We start from the raw sequence: 19,982 nt of genomic DNA, 5'->3' as shown, positions 1-19,982 counted from the left end.
CGATGGACCACGTTCAGCGGCCTCTCAGAGAACGTACTTGCGGGCGTGACCGCTGTCCGGATGTGCCCGAAGGTCACAGAGCGGTAACGACGGCAGATCGGTCCAAACCCTTCGCGGCAGGGTGCCGAATCACCTGCAACGACCGGGAAACACCCGGAGCGCTCACCAGCCGCACATCGCTGGTTCTCCACCCCGCCAAGGGTGTGTTCGGCGCGCACACAGCAGCCGCGCCGAGCGCGACAACAGCAAAGGACTGATCACGATGCGTAAGAGCCTCAAGACCTCCATCACCCTCGCCACGACCGGCGCCCTCGTCCTCGGCGGTGCCGCGTTCGGAATCTCCTCCGCCCAGGCCGCGACCCCGAACGTGCACACGGTGTCCTCGTCGTCCGAGTCGAAGATCCCCGCACCCGTCGCCTCGGTCCCCGAGGTCCTCGGTGGCTCCACCGCCGTGAAGCTCGACTCCGGCTTCACCGACGCCCTCACCGCCCTCAAGCTCACCCCCGGCGTCTCGGGCGATGCGACCCTGGCTGACGGGTCGGTGTCGTTCCCGATCACCGCCGGGTCGGTCACCTACTGGTCCCCGGATGGCAACTACCGCCCGTACGTGCAGGGCCTGCTGAACCACGACGACTCGGGTCTGACCCTGAAGGCCGGCGACACCACCGTCACGCTGGAGAACTTCGTCGTGAACCCGGGCTCGTCCAAGCTCTACGGCGACGTCCTCGTCAACGGCAAGGTCGCCGCGGCCAACGCGTTCCTGTTCGAGCTGCACGGCGGCTCCCTCAAGCCCCTCCAGCTCGAGGGCGACAACGCCATCCTCACCGGCACCACCGTCCACATCTCCGAAGACGCCGCCGGCCTGCTGAACAAGACCTTCGGCACCGACGCCGTCAAGCGCGGCCTCCTCGTCGGCACCGCCACCATCACCGCACAGATCAAGTAACACCTGCCGCAACACCGCACCACGAGCACCACCGCACGACGCGAAGAGTCGCTCCGCCGATCAGGGCGGAGCGGCTCTTCGTCGTTCGCGGTACCGCCCCGGTACCGCTTCTCCCAGTGGCCGAGCCTACGATCGAGCGAATGCCCGCTCCTCGCTCGACCCAGACCGACGACCGACCCGGGCCGGACGACTTCATCCGCGTCCGTGGCGCCCGCGAGAACAACCTGCGCGACGTCGACGTGGACATCCCCCGCGACCGGATCGTCGCGTTCACCGGCGTCTCCGGCTCCGGCAAGTCCTCGCTCGCCTTCGGCACCGTCTTCGCCGAGGCCCAGCGCCGGTTCCTCGAGTCCGTCGCCCCGTACGCGCGGCGGCTGATCGCGCAGGGTTCCACCCCGCACGTCGACTCGATCACCGGACTGCCGCCCGCCGTCGCCCTGCAGCAGCGTCGCGGCGCCCCGAGCTCCCGTTCCACCGTCGGCACCATGACCACGCTGTCGAACTCGATGCGCATGCTCTACTCGCGCGCCGGCACGTACCCGTCCGGCGCCGACCGGCTCGAGTCGGACTCCTTCTCGCCGAACACCGTCGCCGGCGCCTGCCCCCGGTGCCACGGCATCGGGACCGCGCACGAGGTCACCGAGGCATCGGCCGTGCACGATCCGTCCCTGAGCATCCGCGACGGCGCGATCACCGCCTGGCCCGGGGCATGGCAGGGCAAGAACCTGCGCGACGTCACCGCCGTGCTCGGCTACGACATCGACCGCCCGTGGCGCGAGCTGTCGCGCAAGGACCGCGACTGGCTCCTCTTCACCGAGGAACAGCCCGTCGTGCAGGTGCAGCCGAAGCGCGACCGAGTGGCCAAGCCCTACAAGGGCCGGTTCTGGAGCGCCCGCCAGTTCGTCCTGCACACCCTCGCCGACTCGCAGAGCGAGACCCAGCGCAAGAAGGTGCTGCAGTTCGTCGAGTCCGGCCCGTGCGGGCTCTGCGGCGGCACCGGCCTGACCCGGGCCGCCCTCGCCGTGACGATCGGCGGTCACTCGATCGCCGAGCTGAACGCGCTGCCGCTGACCGGCCTGGCTGACGTCCTGCGCCCGATCGCGGCGATCACGGATGCGGCAGCGGCGACGTCGCGAGCATCGTCCGGCGAGCACACCGAGGTCGCCGTGGCGATCTCCCGCGACCTGCTCACCCGCGTCGAGGTCCTGGTCGGCCTGGGTCTCGGCTACCTCGCGCTCGACCGCGCCACCCCGACGCTCTCCCCCGGCGAGAGTCAGCGGCTGCGGATCGCGACGCAGCTCCGCTCCGGCCTGTTCGGCGTCGTCTACGTGCTCGACGAACCGAGCGCCGGCCTGCACCCCGCCGATGCCGAGTCCCTCGTCGACGTCCTCGACGACCTGCGTGCCGGCGGCAACAGCGTCTTCGTCGTCGAGCACGACATGAGCATCGTGCGCCGAGCCGACTGGATCGTCGACGTCGGCCCCCGCGCGGGCACCGGTGGCGGCACGGTCCTGTACAGCGGACCGGTCGCCGGACTGGCCGAGGTCGAGGCGTCTGTCACCCGGCGCTTCCTGGAGCCCCGGCAGCCGACCGCCGACCGTGCCGTCCGGACCCCGATCGGCACCCTCCAACTCCGCGACCTCACCCTGCACAACCTGCGTGGGCTCGACGTCGACCTGCCGCTCGGTGTCCTCACCGCGGTCACCGGGGTCAGCGGGTCCGGCAAGTCGTCACTCGTCGGTGGCGTGCTGCCCGGCGTCGCGACGTCGCACCCGCTCATCGACCGCGTCGTGCAGGTCGACCAGAAGCCGATCGGCCGGACGCCCCGCTCGAACCTCGCCACCTACACCGGCCTCTTCGACGCGGTCCGGGCCGCCTTCGCCCAGACCGACGAAGCGAAGGCCCGCGGTTGGGGCGCCGGGCGGTTCTCGTTCAACGTCGCCGGCGGCCGGTGCGAGGTCTGCCAGGGCGAGGGGTCGGTGTCCGTCGAACTCCTCTTCCTGCCCGGCAGCTGGGCCCCGTGCCCCGAGTGCCACGGCTCCCGCTACACCGCCGAGACGCTCGAGGTCCGGTGGAACGGGGCGTCCATCGCCGACGTCCTCGGCATGACCGTCGACGAAGCGGCGCCGTTCCTGGCGTCCCTGCCGGCAGCCGGACGCGGACTCGAGACCCTCCGCGAGGTCGGTCTCGGCTACCTGCGACTCGGCCAGCCCGCTCCGGAGCTGTCCGGCGGCGAGGCGCAGCGCATCAAGCTCGCCACGGAACTGCAGCGCGCGCGGACCGGCCACACCCTGTACCTGCTCGACGAGCCCACCACCGGCCTGCACCCGGCCGACGTCGAGCTGCTCACCGCCCAGCTCGCCCGACTGACCGACGCGGGCAACACCGTCGTCGTGGTGGAGCACGCCATGGACGTCGTCGCGAGCGCCGACCACGTCATCGACATGGGCCCATCGGGCGGCGATGACGGCGGTCGGGTCGTCGCCTCCGGTACGCCAGCCGAGGTCGCCGCCTCGACCACCAGCCGGACCGCCCCGTACCTGCGGGACCAGCTCGGTCGCTGACGCAGAAGTGCCCGCCAGGATCGCTCCTGACGGGCACTTCGTGGCTGCCGCTGGTTACCGCTGGACCGCTTCCGGGGCGTCGTCGCGGAAGAAGTCGCTACCACTGTGCGTGTAGCCGACCTCGCCCGTCCGACGCCACTGCTTGCGGACGCGCTTGAAGGTGGTGATGCGTGCAGGTTCGACGTTCTCGTCGCTCGTGTAGGCGCTCATGGCTGATCTCCCTGTGTGATTGGCCGTGGTTCCTTGGCCCCCCGAAATGGAGGCTAGCGAGGGGCTCGGAGGCGAGTTCGCAATCCGTCCCGGAACGTCCGTGGAACGCAATTCCGCCCGTCGGATGGCCGCGGAGCGCAGCGCACGCGACCAGGCGGGGTCGGACGGGAGGCCCGGATCACCGCCGGCAGACCGGCGGCGGCGAGTCGCGCCTCCAGGCCGGTGCACGGGTGGACTCAGGAACGCAGGCCGAGCACCAGGTCGTGGACCACGCGCGCTGCGCGTGCCGCGGCGTCGTCCAGGTGCTCACGGAACTCGGCGCCGTCCGGCGCGCAGAGGTCGCTGATGCACCGGACCGACACGAACGGCATGTCGTGCACGTGGGCGAACTGCGCGATCGCGGCCGACTCCATGTCGACCGCGGCCACCTCGGGGAACGCGACCCGGAGTGCGCGGGCACGGCCCTCGGTCACGAAGACCTCGCTCGAGCCGATCGTCGCCGACCGCAGCGGCCACGCGATGTCGGCGCCCATCGCGAGCTCGACGAGCCGGGCGTCCGGCGCGTAGCCGGTCGGCATGCCGGGGACCTGGCCCAGGGCGTAACCGAACGCCGTGGCGTCGGCGTTGAGGTTGACGTACCGGTCGCCGACCACGACGTCACCGATGGCGACACCGTGCATGAGCCCGCCGGCGGTCCCGACGCTGATCACCGGGATGCCCGGACCGAAGTCGTGGAAGCCGTGGGCGACGGCGGCCGTGGCGTTCGTGAAGCCGATGCCGCTGCGGCGCACGACGACCGTGGCGCCCCCGATGTCGAGCAGCTGGTGCGGGTCGTGGCCACCGACGGGGCCGTCGAGGACCGGGACACCGCCGAAGAGGTCGGCGAAGGCCGAGACCTCTTCGCTCATGGCCGCGATGATGATCGCGACGGGTTGCTGCTGCACTGATCGATCCTCCCACGCCAGGCGCTCGCGGACGTGCAGGTCGGATCGTCGAAGGTGCTAGCGGCGGGGGTCCTGGCGGGCCAGCTCGTCGGCGACGAAGGCGGCGAGCGCGTCGGCGCCGAAGTGGTCGTCGGCGGTGATGGTGACGACGGTGCCGGAGTCGTTGCTCGCCTCGGTCTCGTCGAACAGCAGCATCTGACCGTACGCACCGTGCAGCCGCCAGAGTCGGCCGGGACCACCCCATCCGGCCATCGCGTACCGCTCGTAGCCGGGGCCGGTGCCCTCGCGCTCGACCCAGTCGGTGTGCATCGCGTCGCACCACCGCGCGCTGACGACCCGCTGTCCGTCGACGACCCCGCGGTCTCGGATCAGGCGTCCGATGCGGGCGAGCTCCTCGGTGCGGAGCGACAGTCCCTCGCCCGCTGCGACGAACCCGTTCGGGCAGCGTTGCCACTCGACGTCCTGGATGCCGAGCGGCGCGAACAGTCGCTCGGTGACGAACGCGCCGACGTCGCCGACCCGGGTCTCGAGCACGCGCATCGCGGTGTAGGTGCTGGCGTTCGCGTACTGGAACACCCGGCCGCGGGACGGTCGCCGCAGGAACTCGGCCGCCAGGTCCGGCCAGTCCGTCAGCTCGGTCGCCGACCAGGGCATGTCGATCCCGCTGGTCATGGTGAGCAGGTGGCGGAGGGTGACCCGGTCGACGCCGTCGCCGAGCTCGGGCCCGGTCTCCGTCCCGAGGCCGGTGCCGACCAGGGACGTCGCGATCGGTTCGTCGAGGTCGAACAGGCCGTCGTCGGCGGCGATGCCGGCGGCCAGGACGCAGACGCCCTTCGCGGCGGAGTGGACCTCGCGTCGGACGTCGGGGGTCCAGTGGTGCTCGGCGACGTCGCCCGCGGTGCTCTCGGCGCCCGGAGCCGCAGTCCGCGTGCGCACGTGGATGCCGTGTGCGGCGAACCCGGTGGTGTCGATGTGCCGGACGACGGCGTCGAGGATGGTCGCGGCGGTGTGCACAACCCCATCCTCTCGTGGCCGCGCGGCTGCGGGCACGAGCAGGGGCCGTCGCGTACCGTCCGGCTCGTGTCCGACGAACAGCCCCGCCGCCCCGATCCCACCCGCGTCGGCGACCAGCCCGCACTCCGGACGGCGTCGGGCTCGAACTGGCTCGTGTGGGGAGCCGTCACGGCCGTGATCGTCGCCGCGGTGATGGTGCTCATGGCGATCCGGGCGCCGGCGATCGGCTGGCCGGCGCTCGTGCTCGTCGTCGTGTTGTTCGTGACGATGGTCGTGGTGCGGGCCGCCGTCCGGCCGCAGCGCACCCGACTCGTCACCCTGGCCCTGCTCGACCTCGGCATCGTGGTCGTCGGACTGGTGGCGACCCTGGCGGTCCTGTACTCGACGCCGGTCGGTTGATGCCGCGATGGCGTTTTGATAACGGTTCTCACTAAGATGGTCTGCAGCGACCACACGACGGTGGCCGTTCCATCGACGCAGCCGCAGCTGCTGGGAAGACCGACCCCATGCCAGCACCACACCCCACCGAGACCCTCGACGCCCTCGTGGTCGGAGCCGGACCGGCCGGCGTCGGCACCGGCCTGGCACTCCACGCCGTCGACGGCCTGCTGTTCGGCGTCGTCGAACGCGGCGTCGTCGGGGACACGTTCCGTCGGTGGCCGGAGCACCAGCGGTTCCTGACGCCGTCCTTCACCGGCAACGGGTTCGGGGCCACCGACCTCAACGCGGTCCACCCACGCACCTCACCCGCCTACAGCCTGGGGACCGACTACCCCTCGGGTCCCGAGTACGCCCGGTACCTGCGTGGCGTCGTCGCGGCCTTCCACCTGCCGACCCTCCTCGACACCGAGGTCGAGCGCATCGAGCCGGACGACGACGGCTTCCGCGTGACCACGAGCCGCGGCCCCGTCGTCACCCGGAACGTGGTCTGGGCCGGCGGCGAGTTCTCCGACCCGATCCTGCCCCGTTGCGCGGGCACCTCGCTCGGGGTGCACGCCTCCGCCGAGGCAGCCTGGGTGGCACGGCCCGGCCACGTGGTGGTCGTGGGTGGCTTCGAGTCCGGCATCGACCTGGCGTGCCACCACGTCGAACAGGGGGCGACGGTGACGGTCGTCGACCCGTCCCACCCCTGGGACGCCGGCAGCGGGTCGGACCCGTCGTTCCGCCTCGCCCCGCGGACCCGTCAACGGCTCGCGGCCGCACGGGCCAGTGGACGCCTCACCCTGGTCGACGACGGCCAGGTCACCGGCATCAAACGGTCCGGAGAGGGGTTCACCGTCGGCGTCGCCGGACGGACCGCCCTGGTGGCGGACGCGCCACCGATCCTCGCCACCGGGTACGGCCCGGGGCTCGGGCCGGCCGCAAGACTGTTCGACACCCGCGCGGACGGCTGGCCGCTGCTCACCGAGGACGACGAGTCGACCACCACGCCCGGGCTGTTCCTGGCCGGCACCGCGCTCCGGCACGGCGCGCTGCAGTTCTGCTTCGTGTACAAGTTCCGGCAGCGGTTCGCCCACGTCGCCCGTGTCATCGGCGAACGGGCCGGACGCGACTGCAGTGCCCTGCAGGAGTGGGACGACGCCGGGATGCTCACCGACGACCTGAGCTGCTGTGGTGTCGAATGCGCGTGCTGATGCCGGCACAGCGGCCTGCCCGCCCCGCCGGTGCACGACTCTGGGCCACCCCCGCGATCGTCGGCGGCGCCATCCTGGTCGGGTCGGTGATCGGCGGCGCCTCACCCTCGGCCGGCGACGCGATGGGCTCGGTGGTGGACGCGTTGGTGATCACCCTGGTCGTCGCCCTGTTCGTCGACGTCCCCCTGTACCGCCTGCCACGGACGCCCGACGCCTGGAAGGTCATCGGCATCGCCTGGAGCATGAACTTCCTGCTCGCCCCGCTCGTCGCGTTCCTGCTCACCCGCGTGGCCCTGCCCGGACACCCGGCCGTCCAGCTCGGCGTGATGCTGTACTTCCTGGCGCCCTGCACCGACTGGTTCCTGGCGTTCACCCGCCTGAGCGACGGGGACACCGCCGTGGGGGCGACCATGCTGCCGATCAACATGGTCACCCAGCTGCTGCTGTTCCCGGTGTGGATCACGGTCCTGGGCGGCAACGCCGGCATCGATGCCGTGGGCACCATCGGCACCCTGCTGCAGTGGTTCGTCCTGCCCGCCGCGATCGCCGTGGCGATCCGCCTCGGGATCTCGCTCCTGCCGGACGGCGCTCGAGCCCGCGCCGCCGCCCTGCCCGGCCGCGCGGTCCCCTGGATCGTGGGCGCGATGGTCGCCGGGCTCTTCGCCTCGCACATCGCGCTGCTGCTGGCGAACCTGCCGGTGTTCGTCGCCGTGCTGGGGTGCGCGGTGGTCTTCTTCGCCGTGATGTTCATCGCAGCCGAGTGGGCGTCACGCCTCGCCGCCCTGTCGTACCCGCGGTCGGCGCTGCTCGCGATGACGACGGCGGCCCGCAACGCACCCCTGATGATCGGGCTGACGAGCGCCGCACTCCCCCACCAGCCGCTGGTCACCACGGCGATCGTCGTCGGCATGCTCGTCGAGTTCCCGCACCTGCTCGCGGTCCGCCACCTGCTGCTGCGTCGGCGACGTGGTCAGCACGCCGGGCGACGCCTGCGCGGCACCGCCGCGTGGGGGCACCCGTGACGCACCGGGTCCGACTCGTCGTCGTCCCGACCGAGCGACGGGTGATCGAGACCGAGCACGACGACCGGCGGACGGCGCTCCTGCTCGCGCTGGGCCAGGTGCCGCTCGGGTACACGGTTACCGACGTCGACGTGCTGCCGGAGCACGGGGACACCGAGTCCGACCCCGCGGAGCCGGGCCGACGCTGAGCCGGCCGTCAGCGGCGGACGAGCACCCCGGCGACGAGTCGGAGCAGCAGGGCGACCACGCCGACCACGGCGATGCCGACCGACACGACCGTCGCCATCAGCAGTCGAAGGCTGTCCGGCACGGCCGTCTCGTCGGACGTGGGGAGGAACGCCGTCGCGACGAACACGCAGCCCGCGGCGATCAGGAACAACACCCCGATGATCGTCACGGCCCGCAGCGCGGCCGGCGCCGGTTCGTGGTCACCCGGTCGAGCCGGACGAGCCCTGGCCCCCTCGGTCTCCCAGTCCGCCAGTTCCGTCATGGTGGTCCCCCTTCGTCGGGACGATCGTAGGGCCCGGACCGGCCCCGACGGCGCTGGTGCGGCCCGAGACGGTCACGATGCCGGACGGGAGGCCCGTGGCGGGCCCGCACCGCGCCTCCAGTCCGGTGCCGGTCGCGACCAGTGCACGTGGCCGGCTACGCGCTGTCGGTCACCGTCTGCTGCGCCTGCCGCAGCCCGGTGACCAGGAGGGTCACGATCGTCCGGACGTCGTAGTCGGGGTCCTGGGGGCTCCACGCCACCAGGTCGCCGACGGCCCGGAGCAGCTGGTACGGCGGGGTCGGCGCGGCCACCTCGCCGGACGCCCGCGCGGCGTCGAGCAGCCGGCCGAGCACGGGCACGAGCTCGTCGACGAACAGGGTGTGCAGCGCCGTGAAGCCGTCGGCGTCGCCCTCCCAGACGCGCGCCAGACCGTGCTTGGTGCCGAGGAAGTCGACGAACTGGTGCACCCAGCGCAGCAGGGCGGCGAACGGCGTCGGCTCCGAGCCGAGCAGCGCCGGCCCCGCGTCGACCAGGGCCTCGATCTGGTGCCGGTAGACGGCAACGACCAGGGCCGAACGGGTCGGGAAGTGCCGGTAGAGCGTGCCGACCCCGACCCCCGCGGCGGTGGCGACCTCGCGCACCGGTGCGCCGACGCCCGAGGCCGTGAAGACCGCGGCAGCGGCGTCGAGGATCGTGCGCTCGTTGCGCTCGACGTCGCGACGGCGACGCGGCGCGGGGTCGGGCGACGGGGTGCTCATGTGTCGATCATCGCACGACACCGACGCGATGCGGAACAGCGCTCCGCTTCCTCTTGCAATCCGGATCGTTGTTCCGTATCGTCCCGGAACGTCGCTCCGTTTCGGACGACGATCGCTCCGACACGGGCGACACCGCATCCCGGAAAGGCCCACATGGCACCCACAGCACCTCGACCGCAGGTCATCAGCGTGCGCCCCGTCACGCTTCCCGCACCCTCGCGCGGTCAGGACCTCGAGGTCCGGATCACCGCACCGACGACCGGCACCGACCTGCCCGTCATCGTCTTCGCCCACGGCTTCGGCCAGTCCATGACCGGCGGCGACCCCCTGGTCGACCACTGGACCGCGAACGGCTTCGTCGTCATCCAACCGACCTTCCTCGACGCGAAGGCCTACGGACTGACGCTCGAGGACCCGCGCTACCCGACCATCTGGCAGACGCGCGTCGACGACCTCGAGCGGGTGCTCGACGACCTCGACCAGCTCATCGACGCGGTCCCCGGCCTGAGCGGGCGTGTCGACACCGCGCGCATCGCCGCGGTCGGACACTCGTGGGGCGGACAGTCCGTGGGCATGCTGCTCGGGGCCCGCGTCCTGGACGCCGACGGGCGGCCGGGCGAGGACCGCACCGACCACCGCGTGCGCGCCGGGGTCCTGCTGTCCACCACCGGGATCGCGCGCGGCGACCTCGCGCCGTTCGCGCAGGAGCACTTCGCGTTCATGAGCCCCGACTTCAGCCAGCTGCACACCCCGTCACTGGTCGTCGCCGGGGACCACGACCAGTCCCAGCTCTCGACGCGAGGCCCGGACTGGTTCACCGACGTCTACCACCTGAGCCCCGGCGCCCGGCACCTGGTGACCGTCCACGGCGGCGAGCACCTGCTCGGCGGGATCCAGGACTACGAGTCGACCGCCACCACGGACGAGAGCCCCGAGCGTGTGGACCTCGTCCGCCACACCACGACGGCGTTCCTCCGGACCGCGCTCGGCCTCGACCCCGACGCGTGGTCGGCGATCGCCGACGCCGTCGGCCCCGCCACCGCCGTCGGCCCTGCTGCCGCCGTCGGCCACATCGAATCGAAGGAATACCACTCGTGATCACCCACCAGCACCCCCTGCCCACTCCGTTCACCGCCGCGTCCACCGCCGCCGACGTCCTGGACGGCGTCGACCTGACCGGCCGGAACGTCGTCGTGACCGGCGGCCACAGCCGGCTCGGCCGCGAGACCAGCCGCGCCCTCGCGGCGGCCGGCGCCGACGTCACCGTCGCCTCCCGCGACGTCGACCGGGCATCCGCAGCCGTCGCCGGCATCCCCGGCGTCCACGTCGAGGCCCTCGACCTCACCGACCCGTCCTCGGTCGACGCCTTCGCCGCGCGCTGGTCGGCCTCCGGCCGCCCGCTGCACATGCTCGTGAACAGTGCCGCGATGCTCTTCACCCCGGACCGTCGGCTCGACGGCCGCGGCAACGAACTGGCGTTCTCGACGACGCACCTGGGGCACTTCCAGCTCACGCGGGCGCTCCTCCCCGCCCTCCTGGAGGCCCGTGGTGCGCGGGTCCTGACCGTCACCTCCGGTGCGGCGCGGTTCGGGCAGATCCGGTGGGACGACCTGACGTTCGCCCACGGGTACGACCCGGTCACCGCGTACGGGCAGTCGAAGCGCGCCAACGTCCTGTTCACGGTGGAACTCGACCGGCGGTACGCCGACCAGGGCATCCGTGCCTTCGCCGCGCACCCCGGCGTCATCATCGGACCCGGCCCGCACGACGCTTCTCGGATCGCCTCGTACCGGGAGCAGGGACTGGTCGACGACCACGGGGTGACCGTCATCGACCCCGAGGTCGGCAAGAAGACCGTCGAGCAGGGCGCAGCGACACTCGTGTTCGGTGCCGCGAGCCCGCTGCTCGACGGCGTCGGCGGGGTCTACCTGAAGGACAGCGACGTCGCCGTGATCGACGATCGGGTCCTGCCCCTCACCGCGGACCGCATCCCGTCGGACGCGAACTCCGCGATGCTCGACGCCGACGACGCCCGGCGGCTGTGGGAGGTCAGCGAGGGGCTCCTGGTCTGATCGCCGTCGGCCGGGGGCCTCGTCTGCCCACTGTTCTCGTCGTCCTCGCTACTGTGTGACGGTGCTGACCGTGCGGATCGAGAGCCCCCGACAGGACGACGTCCTGCACCTACTGCAGCAGGGCGACGACTACGGACTGAGCCTCTACCCGGCCGAGAACTACCACGCCCTCGACGTCGACGACCTGGACCAGCCCGACGTCACGCTCCTGGTGGCGCGCGAGGACGGCACCGCCCTCGGCACGGTGGCGCTCGTCGACGCCGGCGACGGCACCGGCGAGGTGAAGCGCATGTTCGTGAGCGATGCCGCGCGTGGGCTCGGCGTGGGGACGCGGCTGCTCGACGCCCTGCACGACCGTGCCCGCGCGGTCGGCATCGGGACCGTCCGGCTCGAGACCGGCCTGCCGCAGGCCGCGGCCATCGCGCTGTACCGGAAGGCCGGGTACGCGGACATCCCCCGGTTCGGCCCGTACGTCGACGACCCGACGAGCGTGTGCATGGAGCAGCAGCTCGTCTGATCGGTGCTCGGTCCCGACGTAGGATCGCGTGTGAGCTCCGAGCACCCCGAACCCAGCGGCATCGACCCCGACGACCTGACCGTCGCGCTCCGGGTGCTCGAGCAGCTGCCGTCGATCGACGAGACGCACCCGGACTTCATCCGGGTCCGCCAGGCCACCGCGAAGATGTTCAAGGCCGTCAAGCGTGCGCACCGCCTCGAGAAGCGCGGCATCATCGCCGAGGCCGATCGCCGGGTGATCGCCGCCACCGCCACCGGGGCCGCCGACCGGATCGACGACGAGACCCGCGGCGTCCTGATCAGCGCCTCGACCGCCTCGACGACCGCGGGCACGCTGCTGAAGTCACGGCCCTGCTACATGTGCAAGCAGCACTACACGGTCGTCGATGCGTTCTACCACCAGCTCTGCCCGTCGTGCGCTCGTCTGAGCCACGCGAAGCGCGACGCCCGGACGGACCTGACCGGCAAGCGGGCGCTGCTCACCGGCGGCCGCGCGAAGATCGGCATGTACATCGCCCTCCGGCTGCTGCGCGACGGGGCCCACACCACCATCACCACGCGGTTCCCCCGCGATGCGGTGCGCCGGTTCGCGAGCCTGCCCGACTCCGCCGACTGGATGGACCGCCTGAAGGTCGTCGGCATCGACCTGCGCGACCCCGCCCAGGTGATCGGACTCGCCGAGAACGTCGCCGCGTCCGGTCCCCTCGACATCCTGGTCAACAACGCCACCCAGACCGTGCGCCGGTCGACCGGGGCCTACCAGCCGCTGGTCGACGCGGAACTCGCGCCCCTGCCCGACGGACCGCTGCCCGAACTCGTGACCTTCGGGCACACGAACGACCAGCACCCGCTGGCGCTCGCCCGCTCGGTGGCCGCGCACCCGATCCTCGCGGCCGCCGCAGCCCGAGCCGACGAGCTGACCGAACAGGCGATGGCGCCGGGATCGAGCTCGCTCGAGCGGCTCGCCCTGGGCACCGCGATCGACGCCGGTGGCCTGGTCCCCGACCTGCACGACGAGAACTCGTGGACCCAGCAGGTGGACGAGGTCGACCCGCTCGAGATGCTCGAGGTCCAGCTGGCCAACACCACGGCGCCGTTCATCCTGATCTCGAAGCTCCGCCCCGCGATGGCCGCGAGCACGGGACGCCGCACCTACGTGGTGAACGTCAGTGCCATGGAAGGGGTGTTCGGCCGCGCGTACAAGGGGCCGGGGCACCCGCACACGAACATGGCGAAGGCCGCCGTGAACATGCTCACCCGCACGAGCGCGCAGGAGATGTTCGAGACCGACAACATCCTGATGACGAGCGTCGACACCGGCTGGATCACCGACGAACGGCCGCACCCCACGAAGGTCCGGCTCGCCGAAGAAGGCTTCCACGCGCCGCTCGACCTGGTCGACGGGGCAGCCCGTGTCTACGACCCGATCGTCCGGGGCGAAGCGGGCGAGGACGTGTTCGGTGTCTTCCTGAAGGACTACGCGCCGAGTTCGTGGTGACGAGCGGCTGACCGGACCGGTCTAGTCAGCTTTTCGACGGAGCCGTCTCCTGCGGCAGGACCGCGGCGAAGCGGAGCAGGAAGTCGCGCACCACCATCAACGTGTCGTCGTCGTACGAACCGATCGCCTCGTCGAGCTCCGCGGCACGTGACCCGAGGAACCCACTGCTGCGTTCCCGGGTGAGATCGGTGACGCGGAGGGTGACGACCCGACGGTCGGTGCTCTCGCGGCTGCGCACGATCAACCCGCGCTCCTCGAGCCGGTTGACCAACGCGTTCGCCGCACCCGAGGTCATCCCGATCCGCCGGGCGAGCCGCGTGCCCGTCATCGGCTCGCCCTCGGTCTCCGCCCAGAGGATCTCCCCCAGCGCGACGCCGTCCGAGGTCGGCAGCTCCATCCCTGCTGCGAAGTGGAGCGCCGACTCCTGGTACCGGACGGCGTAGTGGCGGAGCGCCTCGAGGGTCTGGGAGCGCAAGTCGGTCATGCGATCGATTCTGCCGCCTCCCGGGCCCCCTGCAGTGTCGGGTAGTGCGGCAGGACGGGGACGTGCTTCTCGCTCGTCAGCAGGTACTTCTGGGCGAAGCCGCGGACCGGACGGAGCGACGCCACCCGGAGCGCCGCCCGCACCGCGCGGACCCCCGCCTTCGACGACGGGTGCAGCAGGCGCGCACCACCCGGGGGAAGCCCCTGGGCACTGTCGGCGTACCCGCGGAGCATCTCCTCGTAGCGCGCGAAGGCATCCGGGATCGAGTACCCGTGACCAGCGCCGGCGGCCGGCTCGATGGTCCGTGCGAGCTCCCCGGCCAGGATGTGCGCGCCGACCAGGGACAGCGTCGTGCCCATGCCGGTCGGCCCGGAACCCCAGGCTGCGTCACCGAGCAGCGCGATCCGACCCTTGCTCCATCGCGACACCACGACCTGTTCCATCCGCTGCGTGTAGAACTCGTCGGACCGCTCGCTGAACCCGTCGAGGATCCGCTCCGTCTGCCACCCTGCGCCCCGGAAGCGCTCGCGCAGGATCCGCAGCTGCACGTCGACGGGGAGCTGCTCGAAGCCCATCGGCTCCGACTCGAAGGACACACTGGCCCGGATCGTCCCCTCGTTGTCGGGCCGGATCGACGCGACACGTCCACGTGGCGCCGTGTACCAGTCCCAGTGGTCGGTGTCGCTGCCGATCCGGTCGAGCGTGCCGTAGGCGATGCTGACGCCGTGGTCGCGGTACTCCGTCTCGTCGGCGAACAGGATCCGACGGGTGCGCGAGCTGCGGCCCTCGGCGACGACGACCAGGTCGAACCGCTCCGGAGCGCCGCTGTCGTAGCGGACGTTCACCCCGGTGCCGTCCTGTTCGGCGCCCACGACGAAGTCCCCGTAGCGGCGGTCGATCGTGTCCGGCAGCGCATCGACGAGGATCCCGGCGAACGTGCCCCGCAGGATCTCGATCTCGGCAGTCGGACCGTCCTGGCCCTCGGTCTTCGGAAACGTCGCGTACGGGGTGCCGTGCTCGTCCACGTACCGTGTGCCCGCTTCGCCGGTGAGGTGCTGCATCACCGTGTCGCGGAGGCCCATGCGCTCGAGGACCTCGCGCCCGAGTCCCCGGACGTCGATGTTCTGGCCGGTGGTCCGCTGCTCCGGCGACCGCTCGAGCAGCGTGACATCGAAGCCCGATCGGTCGAGTCCCCACGCCAGCGCGGGGCCCGCGATGCTCGCGCCGGTGATCAGGACGCGTGGGCGGTGGTGCGGCGTGGTCGCCATGGGTGGTCCTCTGCTCGTGGGGCGGCGAGTTGCCGCCTCACGAAGAGTATACCTTCACAGCGATAACACTCCATAGAGAAGACGCTTTCGGGTCCGCGTCGATCGGTGAGCTGTCAGACCAGATCCTCCGCGACGGCAACGAGTGCGCGGGCGGCCGCACCGGCATTGTGGATGTCCGATGCGTCTACCGACCTCGCGCTGTAGGCCGCCTTGTTCTTGACCCGAACGAGCGTCTCGAGGTGCTTCGCAATCGGCCGGTCTGTCGCATCCTGCAGGATCGAGACGCCGTCGTTGTGGCTCGCCCCACTGCTGTACCTTCCGGTCTTGCCGATGCAGATGGCGTCTGCCGCGGCGATCCCTGCGTCGACGCACAGGTCGACGAAGGAGTCGGCATGAGGGGACGTCGGCACGAGGATCCCATCCTCGGCACCGAACTCGAACAGCGTCTCGGCTGACTCGAGGAAGCCCTTGGCCTTCTCGAGCCGACCGCGCATGAAAGCGTTGTCGCCGTCAGTGGTCGACGGCAGTTTCGGTGGAGTCAACGTGCGGCCTTCCTGAGGTGGGCTTGGAGCCATCGGCGGTCTTCCACGAGGGGAATACCCTCACTCGCGATGGAACCGATGAGCGGGTCATCGGGGCCGACCCCCGAGACGTCGTACACGATGGGGTTCACCTGGTTGCCGGTCCACCGGTGAACGGCAATGGTGAGGTCGTAGATGCGGTCCTCAGCATCCGTCCGCGAAACGGCGTCCACGGCGAAGAACAGATCGATGTCGCTGTCCGGTCGCATCGCACCTCGCGCGGCCGAGCCGAACAACGCTGCATAGCGGACCGGCATCGATGCGATCTCCCCGCGGACCCTGTCGAGGAAGCGGGTACGAGCTCCGGCGACCTCGAGGACCGCCGACGCGAGGAGATGGTCTCGGTTGAGCGCGTACGTGCTCACGCCGCCGATGTCGTCGAACACAACGATGCCCTGCTCCGTCAGACGGTCAAGCACCTTCTTCACGCCGTTTCGCGAACGGCCTCCGGGCACGAGCCGCTGGACCGCGGACACCGTGAAGGGTCGGTCCGACAGGCCGCTCAGCACCATCAGAACGTCACCATCGAGGCCGCTCGACAACGCCGCGAACGGGCTCTGCAGCTGCACGACGCCCTCCTCACCTCGGTCATCCAGCATCACTATAGTGACGCGTACATCACTATAGTGATGGGGAGCAACCAGAAGGAACCACTTCCGGGCAATCCCCGGACAGATGCAGCGCACTCGCCCCTGCGGTCGGGTTGCTCGAATTGAGCAGCGAAGATGCGACCGGTCAGCCCGGAGTTGCTCCGCCTCCAGGATTCGAACCCGGACCTAACGGCACCAAAGGCCGTCGTGCTGCCATTACACCAAGGCGGAACACACCCAGAGGTGCTCCTCCATCCTCCCACGACCGACGAGGCTGGCTGTCCGCTCCGGGTTCGGCCAAGATGGAGGGATGCCGCATGAGGACGAGGTCGATCGCATCGTCGCGGCGTGGGGTCGAGAGCGTGCCGACCTCGACTTCGGCCCGCTCGAGGTGCTGTCCCGCGTGGACCGGCTCGCCCGGCACCTGGACCGCGCCCGGCGGACGGCCTTCGACGCGAGCGACATGGAACCGTGGGAGTTCGACGTCCTGTCGGCCCTGCGGCGGGCGGGTGAGCCCTACGAGCTGAGCCCGAAGACCCTGCTGCAGCAGACCCTGGTGTCGAGCGGCACGATGACGAACCGGGTGGACCGCCTGGCGGCCCGCGGCTTCGTGGGGCGACGGACCGACCCGAAGGACGGCCGCGGCATCCTCGTCTCGCTGACGGGCAAGGGCCGGGTTGCGGTGGACGCGGCGATCGCGGACCTGCTGGCCGCCGAGCGGGACATCCTGTCCGGGGTCTCCGCCGACGAGCAGGGCCAGCTGGCTGGGGTGCTCCGCCGACTCATCCTGGGCCTCGGGGACTGACCGGGAGCGTGACACGGGCCGAGCGGCTCCGGCGTAGCGTCCGGCGCATGCACGCCATCACCCTCGCCGTCGCCGACGTCGCTCGATCGGCTGAGTTCTACCGCGCCCTGCTCGGCATCGAGGGCAGCGGCGTCATCGGCACCGAGTACCCCGCCACCGAGACGCAGGCCAGCGGCACCACGGCGATGTTCACCCTCGACGACGGCCTGATCGTCAGCGTCTACGGCCGTGACGACATGGCGAAGGACTCCGGCGTGCAGCTGGCCACGGCACCGAGCAGCACGATCGGGCACTTCACGGGCAGCCAGGCAGAGGCCGAGGCGTTCCTCGAGCGGGCGCAGGCAGCGGGCGCCACGATGCCCGAACCGCCGTACACGCGCCCGTGGGGCATGTGGTCCGGCTTCTTCCAGGACCCGGACGGCCACCTGTGGGAGGTCGTGGCGAACCCCGGCGGTGGGGCCCCCGAGGACGCCACACCGACGGACAGCGGCCAGGACGCGGTCGACCCCGCGTCCGTCGAGTAGACCGGCTCAGACCCCGAGCAGCTCCGCGACCTCGAGCCAGCGCTCCTCGAGCTGCTCGACCTCGGCCTCAAGCGCACCGAGCTTCGCCTGCAGTTCGCCGAGTCCGGCGTAGTCGGACTGGTCGTGCGTCGCGAACTGGTCGAGCAGCTTCTTGCGGTCCGCGCCGACCTTCGCGATCTTGCGGTCGAGCGCCGACATCTCCTTCTCGGCCGTGCGTCGGTCCGCACCCGACAAGGCGGACGCACCAGCGGCCGTGGACCCGGCCACGGCACCGGCCGAGCCGGTCCCGCCGACGGTGTCGGGCCTCCCGGCAGATGCGGCGGCAGCCGCAGAGGCGGTCCCGCCACCGGTGCCGGCCTCGCGCAGACGCATGTACTCGTCGACGCCGCCGGGCAGGTGGCGCAGGTGCCCGCCGAGCACGGCGTACTGCTGGTCGGTGACGCGCTCGAGCAGGTACCGGTCGTGGCTGACGACCAGCAGGGTGCCGGGCCAGGTGTCGAGCAGGTCCTCCATGGCGGCGAGCATGTCGGTGTCGAGGTCGTTGGTGGGCTCGTCGAGGATGAGCACGTTCGGCTCGTCGAGCAGGATGAGCATGAGCTGCAGGCGCCGCTTCTGCCCACCGGACAGGTCCTTGACCGGCGTGGAGAGCTGCTCCGAGGTGAAACCGAGCCGCTCGAGCAGCTGCGACGGCGTCATCTCCTTGCCGTCGGCGACGTAGCTCGTCTTCTTGCGGGCCACGACCTCGCGCACGCGGTCGTCGGCGAACTGCTGCAGGTCGGCGAGCTGCTGGTCGAGCACCGCGACCTGGACGGTCTTGCCGGTCTTCACCCGCCCGCTCGTCGGCTGCAGCCGGCCGGAGACCAGGTTGAGCAGCGTGGACTTGCCGGCGCCGTTCGGGCCGAGGATGCCGGTCCGCTCCCCCGGTGCGATGCGCCACTCGATGCGGTCGAGGATCTGCGTGCCGTCGAACGAGACGCTCACGTCGAGCAGGTCGACGACGTCCTTGCCGAGGCGCGCGGTCGCCGTCCGGGACAGCGCGACGGTGTCGCGGATCGGCGGGACGTCGTCGATCAGGGCGTTCGCCGCGTCGATGCGGAACTTCGGCTTGCTCGTGCGGGCCGGGGCGCCGCGGCGGAGCCACGCGAGCTCCTTGCGGGCCAGGTTCTGGCGGCGCTGCTCGATCGTGGCGGCCTGCCGGTCACGCTCGACACGCTGCAGGATGTACGCGGCGTAGCCACCTTCGAAGGGGTCGACGACGCCGTCGTGGACCTCCCACGTGTCGGTCGACACCGCGTCGAGGAACCACCGGTCGTGCGTCACGACGACCATGCCGCCCTGGTTCGACGACCAGCGGCGGTTGATGTGCCCGGCGAGCCACTCGATGCCCTCGACGTCCAGGTGGTTGGTCGGCTCGTCCAGGAACAGGACGTCCCAGTCGCCGACCAGCAGCCGCGCGAGTGCCACACGACGACGCTGCCCACCGGACAGCTCGTCGACGCTGACGTCCCACGGGATGTCCGAGACCAGACCGCCGATGATGTCGCGGATCTTCGGGTCACCGGCCCACTCGTGCTCCTCGAGGTCGCCGACGACGGTGCTGCCGACGGTCGCGCCCTCGGGCAGGATGTCGCGCTGGTCCAGGTAGCCGATGGTCAGCCCGCGGCGGTGCGTGACGCGGCCGCCGTCCGGCTCGAGGCGCTGGGACAGCAGTGCGAGGAGGGTCGACTTGCCGTCGCCGTTCCGGCCGACGACGCCGATCCGGTCGCCCTCGTCGATGCCGAGGGTGACGTTGTCGAAGACGACCTTGGTGGGGAACTCGAGATGCAGGTTCTCGGCGCCGAGGAGATGTGCCACGCGTCAAGGGTAGGTGGCGCGGCGGGGTGGTGGGTGCGGGGCGGGTGGTTCGGGTGGCGCGTGGCGGGCTCGTCGCGGGCGCGTCGCACGGTGCGCGCTTGTTCGAGTGGTGCGAGGTTGCCCGCTCGGTGCGAGCTTGTTGCGGCGCACGGAGCGCGCAACCTCGCACCAGCCGACAGGGGGCGCACGGTGCGTCGGCCTGGAGGCC

Annotated in this window: 22 protein-coding genes, 1 tRNA gene and 1 pseudogene; 12 read left to right on the top strand and 12 right to left on the bottom strand. The window is 71.3% G+C overall.

The genetic code is table 11. The annotated features are described in order from the left end of the window. Positions 1-262 precede the first annotated feature (262 nt). Positions 263-946, top strand: coding sequence for a hypothetical protein (locus DEJ29_RS03820; RefSeq protein ID WP_110865654.1), 684 nt, complete (start codon positions 263-265; stop codon positions 944-946). Between the two features lie 140 nt (positions 947-1,086). Then, entirely contained in the window at positions 1,087-3,510 is a 2,424-nt protein-coding gene (locus tag DEJ29_RS03815) for an excinuclease ABC subunit UvrA (RefSeq protein WP_111095476.1), read from the top strand. A gap of 54 nt (positions 3,511-3,564) precedes the next feature. Here the strand turns inward: DEJ29_RS03815 and DEJ29_RS03810 are convergent, their stop codons facing one another. From DEJ29_RS03810 to DEJ29_RS03800, 3 genes are all read right to left on the bottom strand, one after another. Then, positions 3,565-3,720, bottom strand: a complete 156-nt coding sequence (locus tag DEJ29_RS03810; protein WP_155896774.1) for a hypothetical protein — start codon at positions 3,718-3,720, stop codon at positions 3,565-3,567. A 236-nt stretch (positions 3,721-3,956) separates the two neighbouring features. After that, positions 3,957-4,664 (bottom strand): 5'-methylthioadenosine/S-adenosylhomocysteine nucleosidase, encoded by a 708-nt coding sequence (mtnN, locus tag DEJ29_RS03805; RefSeq protein WP_110864380.1) that lies wholly within the window; start codon positions 4,662-4,664, stop codon positions 3,957-3,959. Positions 4,665-4,721: 57 nt separating this feature from the next. Beyond that, positions 4,722-5,678, bottom strand: a complete 957-nt coding sequence (locus DEJ29_RS03800; protein ID WP_111095477.1) for a serine hydrolase domain-containing protein — start codon at positions 5,676-5,678, stop codon at positions 4,722-4,724. Between the two features lie 66 nt (positions 5,679-5,744). Between DEJ29_RS03800 and DEJ29_RS03795 the strand changes: the two genes are divergently transcribed. The 4 genes from DEJ29_RS03795 to DEJ29_RS03780 all read left to right on the top strand — a co-directional run bounded on the left by DEJ29_RS03795 (position 5,745) and on the right by DEJ29_RS03780 (position 8,522). After that, complete coding sequence (locus tag DEJ29_RS03795; RefSeq protein WP_111025009.1) at positions 5,745-6,077, top strand: hypothetical protein; 333 nt, start codon at positions 5,745-5,747, stop codon at positions 6,075-6,077. A 107-nt stretch (positions 6,078-6,184) separates the two neighbouring features. Further along, the gene (locus tag DEJ29_RS03790; RefSeq protein ID WP_181438238.1) at positions 6,185-7,312 is read left to right on the top strand and encodes an NAD(P)/FAD-dependent oxidoreductase; all 1,128 of its coding nucleotides are present in this window, start codon (positions 6,185-6,187) and stop codon (positions 7,310-7,312) included. Further along, the gene (locus DEJ29_RS03785; RefSeq protein WP_181438239.1) at positions 7,312-8,334 is read left to right on the top strand and encodes an arsenic resistance protein; all 1,023 of its coding nucleotides are present in this window, start codon (positions 7,312-7,314) and stop codon (positions 8,332-8,334) included. The genes DEJ29_RS03790 and DEJ29_RS03785 overlap by 1 nt, the downstream gene beginning before the upstream one ends. Then, on the top strand, positions 8,331-8,522 hold the full coding sequence (locus DEJ29_RS03780; protein ID WP_146243421.1) for a hypothetical protein: 192 nt from the start codon (positions 8,331-8,333) through the stop codon (positions 8,520-8,522). Before DEJ29_RS03785 ends, DEJ29_RS03780 begins: the two co-directional genes overlap by 4 nt. An 8-nt stretch (positions 8,523-8,530) precedes the next feature. On the opposite strand, the gene DEJ29_RS03775 is transcribed toward DEJ29_RS03780, so the two are convergent. Both DEJ29_RS03775 and DEJ29_RS03770 read right to left on the bottom strand, forming a co-directional pair. After that, a complete protein-coding gene (locus tag DEJ29_RS03775) occupies positions 8,531-8,824 on the bottom strand; it encodes a hypothetical protein (RefSeq protein WP_111033864.1) in 294 nt (97 codons plus the stop codon). Positions 8,825-8,979: 155 nt separating this feature from the next. Further along, a complete protein-coding gene (locus DEJ29_RS03770; RefSeq protein ID WP_111095480.1) occupies positions 8,980-9,582 on the bottom strand; it encodes a TetR/AcrR family transcriptional regulator in 603 nt (200 codons plus the stop codon). 153 nt (positions 9,583-9,735) lie between these two features. On the opposite strand from DEJ29_RS03770, the gene DEJ29_RS03765 reads away from it, so the two are divergent. The 4 genes from DEJ29_RS03765 (at position 9,736) to DEJ29_RS03750 (ending at position 13,668) form a co-directional block, all read left to right on the top strand. After that, positions 9,736-10,680, top strand: coding sequence for an alpha/beta hydrolase family protein (locus tag DEJ29_RS03765; RefSeq protein WP_181438240.1), 945 nt, complete (start codon positions 9,736-9,738; stop codon positions 10,678-10,680). Beyond that, complete coding sequence (locus DEJ29_RS03760; protein ID WP_111095482.1) at positions 10,677-11,654, top strand: SDR family NAD(P)-dependent oxidoreductase; 978 nt, start codon at positions 10,677-10,679, stop codon at positions 11,652-11,654. The genes DEJ29_RS03765 and DEJ29_RS03760 overlap by 4 nt, the downstream gene beginning before the upstream one ends. Positions 11,655-11,715: 61 nt before the next feature. Next, the gene (locus tag DEJ29_RS03755; RefSeq protein ID WP_258375987.1) at positions 11,716-12,171 is read left to right on the top strand and encodes a GNAT family N-acetyltransferase; all 456 of its coding nucleotides are present in this window, start codon (positions 11,716-11,718) and stop codon (positions 12,169-12,171) included. Between the two features lie 30 nt (positions 12,172-12,201). Continuing rightward, positions 12,202-13,668 carry an SDR family NAD(P)-dependent oxidoreductase gene (locus DEJ29_RS03750; protein ID WP_111095484.1) on the top strand — a complete coding sequence of 489 codons (1,467 nt, stop codon included), beginning with the start codon at positions 12,202-12,204 and terminating at the stop codon, positions 13,666-13,668. 25 nt (positions 13,669-13,693) lie between these two features. Here DEJ29_RS03750 and DEJ29_RS03745 read toward each other — a convergent pair whose 3' ends face one another. The 5 genes from DEJ29_RS03745 to DEJ29_RS03725 form a co-directional block, all read right to left on the bottom strand. Then, complete coding sequence (locus tag DEJ29_RS03745) at positions 13,694-14,152, bottom strand: MarR family winged helix-turn-helix transcriptional regulator (RefSeq protein ID WP_220037352.1); 459 nt, start codon at positions 14,150-14,152, stop codon at positions 13,694-13,696. Next, positions 14,149-15,420: an FAD-dependent monooxygenase gene (locus DEJ29_RS03740; RefSeq protein WP_111095485.1), complete on the bottom strand. Its 1,272-nt coding sequence runs from the start codon at positions 15,418-15,420 to the stop codon at positions 14,149-14,151. Before DEJ29_RS03740 ends, DEJ29_RS03745 begins: the two co-directional genes overlap by 4 nt. 113 nt (positions 15,421-15,533) lie before the next feature. Next, on the bottom strand, positions 15,534-15,914 hold the full coding sequence (locus DEJ29_RS03735) for a hypothetical protein (protein WP_111040179.1): 381 nt from the start codon (positions 15,912-15,914) through the stop codon (positions 15,534-15,536). A 44-nt stretch (positions 15,915-15,958) separates the two neighbouring features. Beyond that, positions 15,959-16,570 carry a nucleotidyltransferase family protein gene (locus DEJ29_RS03730; protein WP_181437931.1) on the bottom strand — a complete coding sequence of 204 codons (612 nt, stop codon included), beginning with the start codon at positions 16,568-16,570 and terminating at the stop codon, positions 15,959-15,961. Between the two features lie 180 nt (positions 16,571-16,750). After that, positions 16,751-16,822 (bottom strand) — tRNA-Gln (locus tag DEJ29_RS03725). A 79-nt stretch (positions 16,823-16,901) separates the two neighbouring features. Between DEJ29_RS03725 and DEJ29_RS03720 the strand changes: the two genes are divergently transcribed. Continuing rightward, complete coding sequence (locus DEJ29_RS03720) at positions 16,902-17,396, top strand: MarR family winged helix-turn-helix transcriptional regulator (protein ID WP_111095487.1); 495 nt, start codon at positions 16,902-16,904, stop codon at positions 17,394-17,396. 47 nt (positions 17,397-17,443) lie between these two features. Next, the gene (locus tag DEJ29_RS03715) at positions 17,444-17,920 is read left to right on the top strand and encodes a VOC family protein (protein ID WP_111095488.1); all 477 of its coding nucleotides are present in this window, start codon (positions 17,444-17,446) and stop codon (positions 17,918-17,920) included. Between the two features lie 6 nt (positions 17,921-17,926). Here DEJ29_RS03715 and DEJ29_RS03710 read toward each other — a convergent pair whose 3' ends face one another. Together DEJ29_RS03710 and DEJ29_RS18355 are read right to left on the bottom strand one after the other, a co-directional pair. Continuing rightward, a complete protein-coding gene (locus DEJ29_RS03710; RefSeq protein WP_411913892.1) occupies positions 17,927-19,282 on the bottom strand; it encodes an ABC-F family ATP-binding cassette domain-containing protein in 1,356 nt (451 codons plus the stop codon). A gap of 23 nt (positions 19,283-19,305) precedes the next feature. Further along, positions 19,306-19,774: pseudogene (locus tag DEJ29_RS18355) on the bottom strand (ATP-binding cassette domain-containing protein); the annotation flags it as partial. Between the last annotated feature and the right edge of the window lie 208 nt (positions 19,775-19,982).

The sequence above is a fragment of the Curtobacterium sp. MCPF17_021 genome (assembly GCF_003234605.2).
Lineage (GTDB): Bacteria > Actinomycetota > Actinomycetes > Actinomycetales > Microbacteriaceae > Curtobacterium > Curtobacterium flaccumfaciens.
Note: the sequence above shows the minus strand (reverse complement) of the source record. Positions and strands in the feature narration are given on the sequence as shown.